This is a genomic window from Pseudoalteromonas porphyrae (genome assembly GCF_001298125.1).
In the GTDB taxonomy this organism is placed as follows: domain Bacteria; phylum Pseudomonadota; class Gammaproteobacteria; order Enterobacterales; family Alteromonadaceae; genus Pseudoalteromonas; species Pseudoalteromonas neustonica.
This window is the reverse complement of the sequence record NZ_LHPH01000019.1, coordinates 76,766-93,200: the sequence shown is the minus strand read 5'-3', so window position 1 is coordinate 93,200 and position 16,435 is coordinate 76,766. Positions and strand designations below refer to the sequence as shown.

The 16,435-nt window shown below is 40.7% G+C and carries 12 protein-coding genes; 8 read left to right on the top strand and 4 right to left on the bottom strand.

Annotated features, from left to right (window positions below):
* Positions 1–3,758, top strand: a 3,758-nt coding sequence (locus ADS77_RS15430) for an Ig-like domain-containing protein (protein ID WP_152960631.1), incomplete at its 5' end; no start/stop codon positions are given.
* A 148-nt stretch (positions 3,759–3,906) separates the two neighbouring features.
* Complete coding sequence (gene yeiP, locus ADS77_RS15425; RefSeq protein WP_054206052.1) at positions 3,907–4,479, top strand: elongation factor P-like protein YeiP; 573 nt, start codon at positions 3,907–3,909, stop codon at positions 4,477–4,479.
* A 695-nt stretch (positions 4,480–5,174) separates the two neighbouring features.
* Here the strand turns inward: yeiP and ADS77_RS15415 are convergent.
* A complete protein-coding gene (locus ADS77_RS15415; protein WP_054206050.1) occupies positions 5,175–7,412 on the bottom strand; it encodes an EAL domain-containing protein in 2,238 nt (745 codons plus the stop codon).
* A 52-nt stretch (positions 7,413–7,464) separates the two neighbouring features.
* Entirely contained in the window at positions 7,465–10,185 is a 2,721-nt protein-coding gene (locus ADS77_RS15410) for an insulinase family protein (RefSeq protein WP_054455225.1), read from the bottom strand.
* Between the two features lie 181 nt (positions 10,186–10,366).
* Between ADS77_RS15410 and sixA the strand changes: the two genes are divergently transcribed.
* The 4 genes from sixA to ADS77_RS15390 all read left to right on the top strand — a co-directional run bounded on the left by sixA (position 10,367) and on the right by ADS77_RS15390 (position 12,608).
* On the top strand, positions 10,367–10,843 hold the full coding sequence (gene sixA / locus ADS77_RS15405; protein WP_054206048.1) for a phosphohistidine phosphatase SixA: 477 nt from the start codon (positions 10,367–10,369) through the stop codon (positions 10,841–10,843).
* Between the two features lie 211 nt (positions 10,844–11,054).
* Positions 11,055–11,405, top strand: a complete 351-nt coding sequence (locus ADS77_RS15400) for a RidA family protein (protein WP_054455223.1) — start codon at positions 11,055–11,057, stop codon at positions 11,403–11,405.
* The gene (locus tag ADS77_RS15395) at positions 11,389–11,859 is read left to right on the top strand and encodes an ASCH domain-containing protein (RefSeq protein ID WP_064435831.1); all 471 of its coding nucleotides are present in this window, start codon (positions 11,389–11,391) and stop codon (positions 11,857–11,859) included. Before ADS77_RS15400 ends, ADS77_RS15395 begins: the two co-directional genes overlap by 17 nt.
* Before the next feature lie 11 nt (positions 11,860–11,870).
* Positions 11,871–12,608 carry a glucose 1-dehydrogenase gene (locus tag ADS77_RS15390; RefSeq protein WP_054206045.1) on the top strand — a complete coding sequence of 246 codons (738 nt, stop codon included), beginning with the start codon at positions 11,871–11,873 and terminating at the stop codon, positions 12,606–12,608.
* Positions 12,609–12,612: 4 nt separating this feature from the next.
* Here ADS77_RS15390 and ADS77_RS15385 read toward each other — a convergent pair whose 3' ends face one another.
* On the bottom strand, positions 12,613–13,536 hold the full coding sequence (locus ADS77_RS15385; protein ID WP_054206044.1) for an AEC family transporter: 924 nt from the start codon (positions 13,534–13,536) through the stop codon (positions 12,613–12,615).
* Positions 13,537–13,562: 26 nt separating this feature from the next.
* Entirely contained in the window at positions 13,563–14,120 is a 558-nt protein-coding gene (gene smrB / locus ADS77_RS15380; RefSeq protein ID WP_054455221.1) for an endonuclease SmrB, read from the bottom strand.
* Between the two features lie 128 nt (positions 14,121–14,248).
* On the opposite strand from smrB, the gene prmB reads away from it, so the two are divergent.
* Both prmB and aroC read left to right on the top strand, forming a co-directional pair.
* Positions 14,249–15,184: a 50S ribosomal protein L3 N(5)-glutamine methyltransferase gene (gene prmB / locus ADS77_RS15375; protein ID WP_054206042.1), complete on the top strand. Its 936-nt coding sequence runs from the start codon at positions 14,249–14,251 to the stop codon at positions 15,182–15,184.
* Between the two features lie 65 nt (positions 15,185–15,249).
* Positions 15,250–16,347 (top strand): chorismate synthase, encoded by a 1,098-nt coding sequence (gene aroC, locus ADS77_RS15370; protein ID WP_054206041.1) that lies wholly within the window; start codon positions 15,250–15,252, stop codon positions 16,345–16,347.
* The last annotated feature ends 88 nt before the right edge of the window (positions 16,348–16,435 follow it).

Genomic DNA, 16,435 nt, shown 5'->3' with positions numbered 1-16,435 from the left:
GCGGCTATCAATTTATCCCTACAGCGAGTGATACAGACAACGACACCTTAACGTTTAGTATCAGTAACAAACCAAGTTGGTTAAGCTTTAACAGCGCAACGGGCGAATTAAGCGGCACCCCGCTGAATGAGCAAGTAGGCAGTTACAGCAATATAATTATCAGTGTGAGTGATGGCACGCAAACGCAAAGCTTAGCGCCATTTAGCATTACGGTAATCAATACCAATGATGCACCAAGTATCAGTGGGATACCCGCAACGCAAGTGAACGAGGATGAAGCGTATAGCTTTACACCAAGCGCACAAGACATGGACGGTGATACGCTGAGCTTTAGCATCACGAACAAGCCAAGTTGGGCAAACTTCGATGCAGCGACAGGTCAGCTTAGTGGCACTCCGACAAATGATGATGTAGGCACGCAAGCAGGCATTGTGATCAGCGTCAGTGATGCGCAGTTAAGTGCTAGTTTAGTATCGTTTTCAATTACGGTTAATGACACAAATGAAGCGCCAGTTGCGCAAAGTATTTCGCTGAGTTTACTTGAAGATAACGCAATTTCGTTTTCACCAACGATAACAGATGCTGATGGGGATGTATTAACATTAGTTATTATGTCACAACCGCAGTTTGGTACATTAAGTCAGCAAGGAACGTCGTTTACTTACACGCCAAACCTGAACTACTTTGGTGCTGATGGCTTTACGTATTTAGCAAGTGATGGCGCAGAGCAATCTGCAGTCGCTACAGCGAGCTTAAATGTAACCTCGGTGAATGACCTTCCTGTGGCAAATCCTGATGTATTCTCGTTTGATGAAAACGAGCAGAACATTTACACGCTTGATGTGCTGGCAAACGACACGGACGCTGATGAGCAGCAATTAAATATAATAGGAGTAAATGCAAGCGTAGGGTCTGTCACTATTGAAAATGGATTGGTTGTTTATAATGCGCAAGCAAGTACGCAGGGTACTATTCAAATTAATTATTTGATTGAAGACCCTGATAAAGCGCGTAGTAAATCAACGGCTAAGTTAACAATAAATCAACTGGACATAGGTTTGCCAACTATTGAAACACCGGCCGATGTTAATGTTAATGCGAAGGGGTTATTTACTAAAGTGAACTTAGGGGTTCCGCTTGCATCCGACAGTCAAGGTAATCGAATCGGGGTATCATTGGTAAGCTCAAATATACTCTTTGCTCCAGGTAGCCATTTAGTGTATTGGAAAGCAGTTGATGGTAATGGACTTGAGGCAATCGCGACACAAAACATTAATATTAATCCACTGATTTCTTTGAGCAAAGATAGTCAAGTTGCTGAAGATCAGACACACATGTTTAGTGTATTCTTAAATGGTGAATCACCTGTATATCCAGTAACTATACCGTATACAGTTTTAGGAACTGCTGATAGTTCAGATCACAATTTAACATCAGGTGAATTAATCATTGAAAGTGGTGTTCAAGGGCGAGTTAACTTCACTGTATTTGCTGACTCAGAGCTTGAAGGCAATGAAACAATTACAATTTCACTGGCTGATACGCTGAACCTAGGCGCGAGATCAACAGCCACGATTACTATTGTTGAAGATAACGTAGCACCAACAATTACAACATCTGTTCATCAAGGTGGGCAAGGTAGATCGTTGGTGACTATCGGTGAGGAACTTGTCACCATTACAGGGCTTGTCGAGGATGTGAATCCAAACGATAACGTTAGCTTGAGTTGGCTATCTATTGATAATGAGCTTATCAATACCAGTACGAATGAGAGTGAATTTACTTTCTCAACACAGTCTCTTACTGCGGGTGTTTACAAAGTATCAGTAACGGCAGAAGATGATGGTGAACCTCGTTTATCAACAACCAAAGAAGTCTATGTTGAGGTTATTGAGGCTCTTGCAACATTAACAGAGCAAGACTCCGATGGAGATTTAATTCCAGACGATCAAGAAGGTTACAGCGATAGCGATAATGACGGTATTCCTGATTACCTTGATGCCATCAGTGAATGTAATGTTATGCAAGAGCAAGCCAAAGATAGTGATGAGTTCTTGGTTGAAGGTGAACCTGGCGTCTGTATCAGAAAAGGGATCACGGTCTCACAAAATGCAACCGGTGGTGTACAATTGCTCGATAGTGAATTGCCAGCAGATAATGATGCGGTAAATATTGGCGGGTTATTTGACTTTATCGCCTCAGGTTTACCTAATGCAGGCGATACTTACAGTATTGTGCTGCCACAAAGAAACCCAATTTCGCAAAACTCGGTTTATAGAAAGCTAAAAGAAGGCGAGTGGGTTGATTTTGTAACAACAGGCGAGAACCAAATACTCTCGGCGGCAGGCGAGCCAGGTTATTGTCCACCACCACGCAGTAATGAATGGACCACAGGGCTAATTGAAGGGTCATGGTGTGTACAACTACAAATTGTTGATGGCGGCCCAAATGATGATGATGGAAAAGCAAACCGCTCTATTGTTGACCCAGGTGGCGTAGCAGTTGCTCGCTCCACAAACCAATTACCGCAAGCTAATCCAGATGAGGTAACGATCGGTGCAGGTGAATCTATTACAATTGATGTATTAAAAAATGATACAGATTTGGATGGTGATTCACTGTCACTTACTGGTGTAACCGTTGATTTTGGCGAAGTGAGTATTGTTGAAAATCAGTTGCTTTATACTCCGCCTGCAGCGTTTGTTGGTGTTGCAACGATTGAGTACAGTATCAGTGATGGACAAGGTGGTACATCAAATAGCACCGCTAAAGTGAACCTTGTAACTAATAATGCACCAACTGCAGTGTTTGATACGGCATCAACAAACGATCAAGTATCAATAGAAATTGACGTACTTCGTAACGATACAGATATAGATGGCGATGAGTTATTTATTGTAAACGCAAAAGCCATGCAAGGAAGTACAGCAATTAATGTAAACGGTACATTGCAGTACACACCAAAAGTTGGCTTTGAAGGAGTGGATACAATTGATTACACTATTAAAGATAGTAAAGGAGCTAAATCAGCGGCGCAAGTTGAAGTCACTGTTAAAGCAGTTAAGTCAGTTGCCATTAGTAATAAATCATCAGGAGGCAGTATGGGAGGCTTAGGGTTATTATTGATTTCAGTGCTTGTTATTAGCCGTAGAAAGTCACTACTACCAGGTTTTGCAATTATTACCACAAGTTGTTTGTTGAGTACTAGTGCAATGGCTGATACATGGTCGATAGAGGGGACCTTAGGACAAGCTAAAGCAAAAAGTGCATTAGCTAAACCAGATAACGACGTAAATTTAATATCAGTGGATGATACAGATACAAGCTGGTCGCTGGGTGTTTATTATGATCTGACTAAAAATTGGCAGGTTGGTTTAAGATACATTGATTTAGGGCAAGGACGTGTTGAGCTAACGGCAGATACAACTAACCCAGACGGTGTTCATATCGACTACTCACGCTACGTACCAGTTCTTCCTAAAGGGATTGCTACTGAAATTGGCTATCGTTTTGAGCCAGTAGAGTCATTAAGTGCAACGTTATTTTTAGGTGCATACCGCCATCAGTATGAAATACAAAGCGGTATTACTGGAGGTGCGATGTTAGAGCATAAAGAACATGACACTAAGCCGTACGCAGGTGCTGCATTAGGTTATTCGGTATATAAAAATACCGAGCTACTACTTAAATACACCTATTATAAAGTGACAAAAAATGATGTTGGTGAGTTATCTGCAGGTGTAAAAGTACGCTTTTAAGATTGACTAAACTATAATCAGCGCCGCCATTAGGCGGCGTTTGATTGTTTAATTGCACAAAAACTATCGTTAAGTTGCTTTGTTTCTATTGAAGAATACCCAGTTCGTGGTATGTTTCTGTGGATTTATAAATTATAGGAATACACTAATGCCTAAGGCGAGTGAAGTTAAAAAAGGTACTGCTATAGAGTTTAATAGCCGCGTGCTAGTTGTTAAAGATATTGTTAGATCTGTACCGCAAGGCCGTGCTGGCGGTAGTTTGTATCGTATGCGTTTATACGATGTAGTCACGGGCAGTAAAGTTGATGAAACATTCAAAGATAGCGATATGCTTAAATTGGCAGATTTAATTCGCCGTGAGTCAATGTTCTCTTACATCGATGGTGAAGAGTATGTATTCATGGATAACGAAGATTATACGCCATACAACTTGAATAAAGAGGCTATCAGCGAAGAAATTTTATTCGTGAACGAAGAAACGCAAGGTGTTCACGTTATAGTCATTGATGGCGCACCTGTGGGCTTAGATTTACCATCAAGTGTTGAATTAGTGGTTGAAGAGACTGACCCATCAATTAAAGGTGCATCTGCGAGCGCACGTTCAAAGCCAGCACGTTTATCAACGGGTTTGATCATTCAAGTGCCAGAGCATATTTCTACGGGTGACCGCATTCGTATTAATACCGCAGAACAAAAATTTATGGGCCGTGCTGAAAAGTAAATCAGACATACCAACGTTATTAAAGTGAGAGAGTCAAACCTCACCACTTTAATGAAATAGGTATAGCGTAGTAATTTAAAACCAGCTTTGGCTGGTTTTTTTTCGCCATCATTTTTAGGGCGTGTTGACCTTTCTTGATTGATTTTGCAGCAGTCTATTTGGTATTTAGGCAAGGCAGAGCCTATGTCGTGTGGTTGTTCCCCATAAATAGGCGATAACGCAGTATAAATGCCAAACATGCGCTGCCCAAAGGGTTCTACCTAGGGGCGATTAACTCTTTGTTGCCTACACGGATGTAGGTAAGGGGCGTGAGCAGGACGCGGAAGCTTTGCTCGATTTTTACTTAGCCCACTAGGTTACAAACCTCGCGCCGCGATTAAATCGCCCCTAAATTGAACCAATTTCAATCCACAAAGGTCAACACGCCCTAGCATAACACTTTAAATTTATTTGAGCTTTGGTTAAACTACCCGCTTGATTTTTGACCTGAATGGTGTTGTTGGTTTGCTTTATTTTTTAATCAGTATTGTGTTTGTTGTTATTATGTATTTAGAAGTGATTAAAAAAGGCATGCCAGTAAAGCGTTGGATAGTCCTTGCAGGGCTGTTAGGCCCTGTAGCGTGGTGTTTATTTAATTTACATTATCGACGTGCTCTTTTACGGTGTAACGGGAGGCAAGCGTGTATTTGGCTGCCTTAAGCTTGATGAACAAGGCTCAGTGCGGATTCACTTTGTTGCTTTTCTAAAAAAACAGTAAACTCAGCTTTAGAGAGCGGCTTAGAGTAATAGTAGCCTTGCATGGTTTCGCAGTTTAACTCTTTTAAAATAGTGATTTGGTCTGCTTGCTCAACGCCTTCAGCAACCACATGGAGATCAAGGTTATGAGCAATCGTTACAATTGAGTCAACCATGTTGCGGCCACGCTCTGTTTTCATGTCGTCTATAAATGCTTTGTCTACTTTTAATGTGTTTAACGGAAATTGTTTTAAATACGCCAGTGATGAATAACCAGTTCCAAAGTCATCCATAGCTAAATGAATTCCCCGTGCGCTAAGTGAGCGCATAATTGAAATGGCATCTTGCGGGTCATCCATTACCGTACCTTCAGTAATTTCGAGCTCTAAAAAGTATGAGGGGAGCTCATTCTTTTGCAGTATAACGTCAATGCGGGTGGTTAAATCAGGTAAACTAAATTGCTTAGCTGAGAGGTTAACGGCAACACGACCGTTGAATAAACCAGCATCTAACCATTCTTTTACATCTCTGCATGACTTGTTTAATACTACTTCACCAATCTCAATTATTTGTCCTGTTTCTTCTGCTATTGGAATAAATACACCAGGACTAATTATCCCTTTTTTAGGGGTGATAAAGCGCACTAATGCTTCCATCCCAGTGAACTTTCCAGTACGAATGTTCATTTTTGGTTGATAATACACTTCAAAATGATCTTCTTTTAAACCAAAACGCATAAGGTTTTCGATTTGTAAGCGTTTAACTGCTTGACGATTCATCGTGTCATTAAAAAACAGGTAGCTATTGCCCTTCTTTTTTGCATGATACATGGCTGTATCGGCATTTTTAAGCAGCAGTTCAGGGGTATTACCGTCTTCAGGAAATAATACAATACCAACACTTGAAGTGATCACGAGTTCATGACCAGCCATTTTAAATGGAGTGGCTATGGCTGCTAAAAATTGTTTTGCCATGCGGGTAATGGTGTGGATATCGTTTGTACCAGACATAACTAAAGCGAATTCATCGCCGCCTAAGCGATAAAAAACATCTTTTTCTCGTGTTAGTTTATTTAAGCGCATTGCTAATTTTGCTAATAAACTGTCGCCAAGTTGATGGCCTAATGAGTCATTAATTTTTTTAAAATCATCTAAATCAAACACAAGTAAAGCATGGTGCTCATTTTGTCTGGCTAACTTTTTTAAGTTAGTAAAAAATAAGTTTCGATTGGGCAGGCCGGTTGTCCGATCGCGGTTTGATAAGTTATGCAATTGTGATTCGGCTTTTTTACGCTCTGTAAGATCAGAGTAAACGATTACGTAATTACATATTTGATTTTGTTCGTTTTTTATTTCATCAATTGAAATTTCAATCGGTAATAATTTGCGCTCGCTATTGCGTAGTTTTACTTCTTGCTGCCAGTGATCTGTTTGTTTTACGGTATTTTTTATTTCATCTATATAGCTTTGTTCGTAGCCATGCAAAGTAAAAGGTTTGTTTAGGTAGTTATCGCGATTTCCCCCAAATTGACTTAAAAAGCTAGGGTTTAAATCAACTAAATTAAAATCTTTGTCATAAATTGCGAGCGCATCAGTAAGCGACTCAACACATTTTGCAAATAAGTTAAGACGTGCCTCTGTGGATTTCAGTTGGGTGATATCACGCACAGTACCAGTCATGCGCAATGGATTTAGGTTGCCATCTTTTTCGATGATCTTTCCTCTATCAAGCACCCAATGCCAACGGTCTAAGCTATCTTTTATACGGTAGCTGGCTTCAAAAAATGCACTTTGTTCAGCAAAGTGCTGCTTTAATAACAGAGCGACATTTGCAACATCATTTGGGTGAATAAGAGTTTTATTAGGAGGGAAATCACTGGTGGCGTTTTTATCCATCATGTATTTATCATTTATTCTCAACACTGAGCCAGATTTTATATTCCAATCCCACAAAGTGTCTCCACTGCCTTCTACAGTGCTTTTTAAACGATGTTCTGACAACCGCAGTTGCTTTCGGGAACGGCGCAGTCTATATATGGTAAATAGCAGGTACGGTAAAACCAGCGCAACAAAGGCGCTTGGTAAATAGACCATTAAGGTTTGTTGATCAAGAGATTGCTCAGCATAGCTTTGTGGGCTATAGCTGAGAATAAATATGATGAACAGTAATGTTTTAAGTATTATTTTTTTTATTATCATTATGCACTTCTTTATTTAGCACTTGATAATTTAAATGAAGCGCCATGAAGTGTCAAAGAGAATGAGAATAAACAGCCTCTTTTGTCTGTTTTTTCATTTTGGGTACACTTAATAGTTCATATCTTGGTCTATTATCATCAAATGTTGAACGAATATAGATGATCATTTGCGCTAAAGTCAGTTCTTTTAGGGCGTTGAGTAATTTTTTCTGCATATGGAAATGGTGATCTTGGTTTCCAATAGCAAGCCAAAGCCGTTGTGATCTAAGACGTAAGTTCTTATCTTTTTCCGCTATGTGAGTTGTTAGCCCGTGCTTTTGCTGCTGCCACTGCTGTTCATCTAATTGGCTCAATGTAGCTAAAAATTTAGCGATAAACTCATTGTGGCGCTCTAATAGTGTCAATGCTGAGTAATCGGGTGATTGTACATAAAAGGCCATACCAGCGCGGGTATTAAATGGTGCGTAACCTGCGCCAACTAAGTAGCCTAATTGTTGGTTTGTCCGTAGCTCGTTAAAGTAATCTTGATTAATAAGGTGGTTTAGAGCCATCATTTTTACTTTTTCAGCGACCTCATCAGTTTGGGCTTGGTAATAAATGACCATGGCATGATCATTACAGTTAAGCTCTAACTGAGTGCGTGTAATTTTATCTATCTCAAATAATGGGCGTGTTAAATCAGCAATCGTGGCTGACTTTGCCAAATGCTGCGCTACTTTCTTTTGAAATTCTATCGCGTCACTTTCTCGCCAGTTGCCATGTAAAAATGACTCCACATGCAGAGCGTTAAAAAACTCCTTTCTAAAGCAATTAAACTGATGAAAGCTGGTGTCTTTAAGTGCAGTTGCTAACTGCTCTGGTTCTGGGTTCCACGGCATAACTTTAGCGCCAAGCACACTGAATAATTCCCCTACAGGTTTATTTTGATTACTGTTTCGCCAATGACGCACCAATTGTTTTTTATATTCAGCAAAGCGCTTTGCACAAATAGTGACATTAAATAATGCATTAAGTAATTCGTCGACTAATTCTAATTGACTTGATGATAATCCTGCGGTGTGCAGTGTTAATCCACCTTGATGGGACGTTAAGTGATAGCTAAGCCCTGCAAGCTCGGCAGGGTAAAATTGCTCAGCCACACTGTCCATAAATAAATCGGCAAAAAGACGCGTTAATGCCATGTGTTTTATATCTTTAACGGCAAAGTCAGAGTCCATAGCTAAATAGAAATGACCCTTCGCAACGCGAAATGTATTATCTTGCTTAAACCAAAAGTCAAATCCAGGTTCTTTTACTAATAGTCGAGGGTGCGGCTGTGGTTGATCTAGTTCGTGTAAAGTAACTTCTTTTGTTAAGTATGGGTTTGCAGTTGGCAGTAGCATTTCTGGTAATGGTGTATTTATTTCACATAGGGCTTCAAGCCAGCACGTTGAAATGCTCTCAACACGGTAAGGGGTGTGATACCACTTAGTTTTATGCTCTGGCTCTACATCTGGGTGGATCAATACCAAGCGCATATTATGCGGTGTTAGCCATTGCATCGCCATGTTGTGAGCACTTTCATTAAAGCCCACCATTAAATAATCACCCTGTACGTAATTGGGTTCATCATAATGTTGCATATTGATACTTAAATTACTGACCCAGTCGATTAAACGGGCTTTTTCTTGATTATCAAATGCAATTTGCAAGAGATTTTTTTTATCTTGATATAAACGAGGCAGCTTATCGACATTTTGATTGATTAAGCAAATATACTCAAATATCATTTCAACAATATCTTCATAGTATTCAATGCCTTCATCGGTTAGCGCCACGCTAATATTAAAGTCTTTAAAGTTACTGCCATTAATTCCGCCACCAGCAGAAAGTGCGTTTATCCAGCCTTGTTCTTTTAAGGTTGAATATAATGACCCTTGCCCTTCATACCCTAGTAAGTGAGCAATAAAACTCACTGTTTTATGGCGATAAAAATCATCAATATTAGGCATGGCAAAACTTACTATGAGCTTTTGCATATGTTTATGTGGTTCAATATGCAGCACTTTAGACAAATCTTGCGGGCGATAGAGTGGCGCTTCAATAACTGGCTTTTTAACTGCTTGGCCTTTTATAGCACCAAATAAAGACGTGACCCAATTTTGCATGGTCGCAATATTTGCGCTTGAACATACAACAAGGCTCATCCACTGGGCTTGATAATAGCGTTCAAAAAAACTTTTAAGTTCGTCGCTTATACATAATGTACGATCAGCTAAGGTTTGTTGATTACCAACTGAAAATTTGGAAAAAGGGTGAGCTGGATTAACGGTTTCTTTGTGGGCTTGATAAATGCGTCTGCCATCGTCTTTAATTTTTAGTTTGAATTCTGCATCAATTGCATTGCGCTCTTTTTCAGTTTCAGCAGGGCTTAGTAATGGCGCGATAAAAAAACGGCTAAATTGTTCAAGCGCGTGTTCGAACTCTTGATCGTTAATATCGAAAAAATAGCAAGTATGCTCAGTGCCTGTCCATGCATTGGTATTACCACCAGCTTGAGATACAAAATTACCAAAGCTTCCCGACTCTGGAAACTTATCTGTCCCTAAAAAAAGCATATGTTCTAAAAAGTGCGCCAGCCCTTGTCTATCAAGAGGATCATCAAAATGACCTGCGTTTACAGCCATCGAAGCGGCGGCTTTGGTTGAATCTTTATCTTGCACTAACAGTACTTTTAGACCATTGTCCAGTGTGAGGGAGTGGTATGTTCTGTTATCATTGCGGCTGATATTCAAATGATGCTCCTGAAACTTAGCGTTTACTTGTTAACAACAGATGATATCTTCAGGACAGCAATTATAGAGCTTGGTTATTTCTTCCTGAATATCATAAGCGATAGGTGGGACGTTGTTTTAATATAGCGGACAAACGGGCAAACTGGCTACTGTTTTATATTCTTTAATCGGTTGATTTTTTATGAAAACAATCCTAATAATGCGCCACGGCGAAGCAACACCGATGCAAGCTGACGATGCAAGTAGAAATTTGACTTTGATTGGTCAACAGCAAGCTGAAAAAATGGGTTTATGGTTGCACGCAACACATGAACCAACGGGCTTATTAGTGAGCCCTTATATACGTGCTCAGCAAACGGCGTTAGAGGTTAAAAAGCATAACCGCTTTTTATTTGAAGAAACCTGTGGTGATATTGTTCCTGAAGCAAATCCACAAGTGGCCGCCGATTATCTTGAAACACTCATTGCGATGCACCCTGAGTGTGATTCATGGCTAGTGGTTGCTCATATGCCAATTGTGAGTTATTTAGTCGATCAATTAAGTATTGGTAATATGCCAATTTTTAATACGGGGGCTGTTGCGGTGCTTAGTTATGATGAAAGTCGTCAAAAAAGCGAATATTTAAGCATTCATGCACCGAGTAACGTTGATGTTTAGCTTTTAAACCAACCCTTTGGGCGTTTCACAGACGCTTACTCTCTACGTTGTTACTTCTTAAAAGGGGCGACCATTATTGCAAAGTAGCGCCTTGATGTTAAGCCCCTGTGAAACGCTGAATTCTGCATCTTGAGCTGGTTTGGGCATACATACCTTGTTTTCAGTCCCAAATTTGCTAAATTAGTGCCAAATTAATTTAGCAGAGATCCCCATGACAATTGAACGTCTTCAAACTGGTGCGCGTATGAGCCGCATCGTAAAACACAACGGCACTGTCTATTTATGTGGCCAAGTGTGTGCTGATGCTGAAAAAAACATCACTGAACAAACGCAAACCATGCTTGATAAAGTAGAGTTACTTTTAAATGAAGCTGGTAGCTCAAAAGAGCATATGCTCAGCGCCACAATTTATGTAAAAAGTATGGAATACTTTGCCGATATGAATACGGTTTGGGATGCATGGGTACCACAAGGGCATGCACCTGCACGTGCATGTGTTGAAGCTAAAATGGCGCGTGATGCCCTGTTAGTTGAGATTTCAGTTGTTGCCGCACTTAAGTAATCAGCATGCTATTGAACGGCTAATTTGTGCTTTTAATAAAGCAACAGGCCGTTCATTGCAAACACTGCCAGCGTGGTATTTTTGCGATAATGAAATTGATGCTAATGACTGCGCTAATTTAGTGCTACAAAATATTAAAACAGCCACCACAACATCACTTTATTGGTTTGAGCATAATAACGAAGCGTTACCTACCGCTGGTGATTTAAATATTTTCACCGATTGGCAAGGCAACCCCCTTGGTATTATCGAAACCACACATGTCGCCATAATACCTTATAATGAAATCACTGCACAGTACGCCGCTTTAGAAGGTGAGGGTGATAAAAGCCTCGCTTATTGGCAAAAAGTCCATTGGGCTTACTACCAGCGTGAACTTGCAGGCACTGATTTTTCACGCAGTGAAACAATGCCGTTAGTGTGTGAGCAATTTAAACGGGTGTTCGTTGTATAAAAGGACTGATAATGAAAGCCAACCCCGTAGTGCTTATAACAGGTGCCAGCAGAGGCATAGGCGCGGCGACTGCACTTTATTTTGCACGCCATGGCTATGATGTATGCATTAATTACAAAGCCAATCAGCAAAGCGCCGAAAAAGTAGCAGAGCAAGTACGCCGCGTGGGAAGGCGCGCAGAATTAGTGCAGGCTGATGTATCAAAAGAAGCAGACGTTGTTGCTATGTTTCAATCACTGGATAAGCTGTTTGGTAAGCTCACAGTGCTTGTTAATAACGCGGGTATTTTAAAGCCACAAATGCGGTTACTTGATATGGATGCACAACGTATAAATGAGGTATTGACTACTAATGTAACTAGCGCCTTTTTATGTAGTCGTGAAGCTATTAAGCGCATGCCCAATGGCGGCAGCATTGTTAATGTTTCATCGGCTGCATCACGCACTGGCTCTCCAAACGAATACATTGATTATGCTGCATCAAAAGGGGCTATGGATACATTAACCGTTGGCTTAGCTAAAGAGGTTGCGGGGCAAAAAATTAGAGTGAATTCAGTTAGACCTGGGCTTATTTACACCGATATGCACCGTGATGGCGGCGAAGTCAATCGCGTAGAACGTCTTAAGGATAAACTGCCGTTGGGTCGAGGTGGGCAACCAGAAGAAGTCGCTGCTGCAATTTATTTTTTAGCGTCTGATCAAGCGTCTTTTACAACAGGTAGTTTTATTGATGTCGCTGGCGGTTTATAAAAAGCTATAATAATACTGATAACCAAAAGCTAAAGCTAAATACACTTAATACCGTTGAAATAACGACGGTACTTGCCAGCGTAGCTTGATGCTGTTTTATTTGGCAAGCAATCAAATACGCATTTACACCCAAAGGTGATGCGCTTAATAATACCAGCACATTTAACAGTGCAGGCTGGAGTTGAAATATTGTTTTACCTATTAAAAATACTAAGCTGGGTAAAATGAATAGCTTTAGTATGGAGGCAATAATGGCGCCGCGCCAATTTTCAGCTACTTTGTAAAATGCTAAATTAGCCCCTAACACAAAAAGCGCACACGGGATTGCGGGCTGAGCTAAAAGCGTTAAACCTGTGTTTAAATTATCAAATAGTGATATGCCAGCTGCATTAACTGCTATGCCACTGCTGATACTTAAGACCACAGGATTGAGTAGCATGTTTTTAGCAAATTTTGACCAAGAAAAAGCGTGCTTACTCCCTTTGGCGCTTATTAAAAAAGTAAAGGTAAACAGCAGCGCACTATGAAAGGTAATGATCATAAAAATGATCCCCATCATTTGATCGCCCATGGCTGCAATAATAATGGGCAACCCGACTAACACGGTATTTGAGTAGCTACTGCCCAAAGCAAACACGCTATGGCGTTCATAATGAGATTGTTTAGATAAATAAAAGCGATCAATTACCAACGCGAGTAAGAAGATAAGTATGACGGGGATATAAAAGCTCAAAAAGCCATACAAGCTCACACTATTTTGTAAATCAGCTTTGGCCATGTTTAAAAATAAAAATGCTGGAACACTAATATAAAAAGTAAATTTACTTAAGCCTTCAACATGCCCTTGCGACAAAAATGTGCTGCGGCTACAAATAAACCCACATAAAACAAGAAAGATCAGTGGAAAGATAATCGAAAAAATATGCACTGACCAGTGGCCTTAATATGGGTTAATTAACGTCTAAACTCATCGCTTTGCGGTAAATTTATTAATATAAGTACTGCGCCTTTACCGCCATACTCAAGAGGTGCTTGGTGCATTGCTATCACATCAGGGTGCTGTACTAAATATTGTGGTACTTTGTGCCTAAGGATATGCCCACCAATGCCATGCACAACGCATGCACAATAATAATGTTTCTTTTTACACTCATGAAGCAGCCCCGCGAGTTCATCTTTGGCTACTTCTTTATTTAATCCGTGCAAATCGAGTGTGAGATCAGGCACAAAGTCACCTCTGCGTAGCTGTTTAGCTAAAAAGCGATCTTGACCATCTTGAACATAATTAACTGTACCATTGGTACCAATATCGGGCACATATTCATCAGAGAAGAAAAATTCTGACTGATGTTGCTTTTTTTGCTGGGCAAATTGCTTAGCTTGTGACACTTTAGGTTTATTGGTAAAGCGGTGAGTGTCTTGTTTAAAAACGCGCGCACCACTGATACTTTGACGAAACAAGTCAATGTCATCAGTGCTAATAGGGCTGTTTGAATGGGGATCTTTTTTCATAGCGGCAGTCTAAACAAAAAAACGCAAAAAATCGAGTTAAAAGGCGTTACAATAAGTAGGGCAATCATGAGGCCGATGATGGCCTCGGTTGGATTAATAATTTTGAAAGTAGCAGGCAGATAACACACATGAGCGAATTACTAATAGAAGAAGCAACCTTAGATGAAGCTGTGGCAGAACTTTCAACGTTACACGATTGGTTACGGTGGACCACAAGTCAGTTTGCCAGCAGTGGTATCTTTTTTGGACACGGTACAGATAACGCCTGGGATGAAGCAGTCAGTTTATTATTACCAGCATTAAGCTTACCAATAGATGCACCAAAAGAGTTGATGCATGCGCGCTTAACTAGCACCGAAAAAAATCGCTTAGCGGGTCTGATTGCAGAACGCATTAACGACTGTACACCAGTACCTTATCTTACAAATATTGCATGGTTTGCGAATATGCAGTTTTATGTAGATGAGCGTGTATTGATCCCTCGTTCTCCATTTGCAGAGCTTATTAATAACCGCTTTACGCCATGGCTTGAAGAGCCAGAATCAGTCAACCGCATTTTAGACTTATGTACAGGGTCGGGTTGTATCGCTATTGCTTTGGCACAAGCTTTTGAGCAAGCACAAGTAGACGCGGTTGATATCTCTTATGAAGCCCTTGAAGTGGCAGATATCAACATCACAGATTACCAATTAAGTGATCGCGTATTACCGATTCAATCAGATGTATTTAGTGGCGTTCCAGGACAAAAATATGACCTGATCGTTGCAAATCCGCCATACGTTGATGCAGAAGACATGGCTGATTTACCTCGCGAATTTCACCATGAACCAGAGCTAGGCTTGGCATCTGGTCACGATGGTTTAGATGTAACGCGTACTATATTGAGCGATGCAGCAGAGCATCTAACTGATAACGGTTTGTTATTTGTCGAAGTAGGTAACTCTATGGTACATATGGATGCACTTTACCCAGGTGCGCCGTTTGAATGGGTTGAATTTGAACAAGGCGGTCTTGGCGTATTTGTGATCAGTAAAAAACAATTAGTAGCGTATTTTGCTGACTGAGCATACTAAAATTAAAGCCGAGCCTTAGGCTCGGTTCTCAGTAGTCATTAGGAATGAGGAAAGCAATGGCAGGTAATAGCATTGGGCAGTTATTTAAAGTGTCCACCTTTGGCGAAAGCCACGGCGTTGCCTTAGGCGGTGTTGTGGATGGTACGCCCGCAGGCCTTGAAATCACAGAGGCCGATTTACAAATCGATTTAGATCGTCGTAAACCAGGACAAAGCCGTTATACAACGCAGCGCCGTGAAGACGATCAGATCAAAATTCTTTCAGGTGTATTTGAGGGTAAAACCACGGGCACTAGCATTGGTTTACTGATTGAAAACACCGATCAACGTTCAAAAGATTACGGAAAAATCAAAGACGTATTTCGCCCAGGTCATGGTGATTACACTTATTGGCATAAATACGGACTACGTGATTACCGCGGCGGTGGTCGTTCATCGGCACGAGAAACCGCTATTCGCGTTGCAGCCGGTGCAATAGCTAAAAAATACCTAAAACAATTTCATGGTATTGAAGTACGTGCGTGTTTAAGTCAACTTGGGCCAATTAAAGCCGAAAATTACGATTGGGATGAAGTTGAAAATAACCTTTTCTTTTTCCCAGATGCAAGCAAGTTAGACGCACTTGATGAATATATGCGCGACCTTAAAAAGCAAGGTGATTCAGTGGGGGCAAAAGTCAAAGTGGTTGCTAAAAACGTACCGGTTGGCTTAGGCGAACCAGTATTTGACCGCCTAGACGCAGAGCTTGCGCATTCACTAATGAGCATTAACGCAGTCAAAGGCGTTGAAATAGGTGATGGTTTTGATGTGGTAGAGCAAAAAGGTTCGCAGCACCGCGATGAACTTACACCTGAAGGTTTTACATCAAACCATGCCGGTGGCGTACTTGCAGGTATATCTACAGGGCAAGATATCATTGCTTCAATTGCGCTTAAGCCAACATCGAGTATTACTATTCCCGGTAACAGTATTAACACCGAGAACGAAGCGGTTGAGATGATCACTAAAGGCCGCCACGATCCCTGTGTAGGCATTCGTGCAATCCCGATTGCTGAGGCGATGATGGCTATTACTTTAATGGATCATTTGCTACGCCAACGCGGTCAAAACCCACATGTAAACCACGAACATGGGCCAATTAAAGGCTCAGTTTAGGTATTTATAACACAATAAGTATTACTAACTAAAAGCGCCTTAAACGCGCTTTTTTGCTTTTTACGATTTAAATACAGCTTTCAGGATT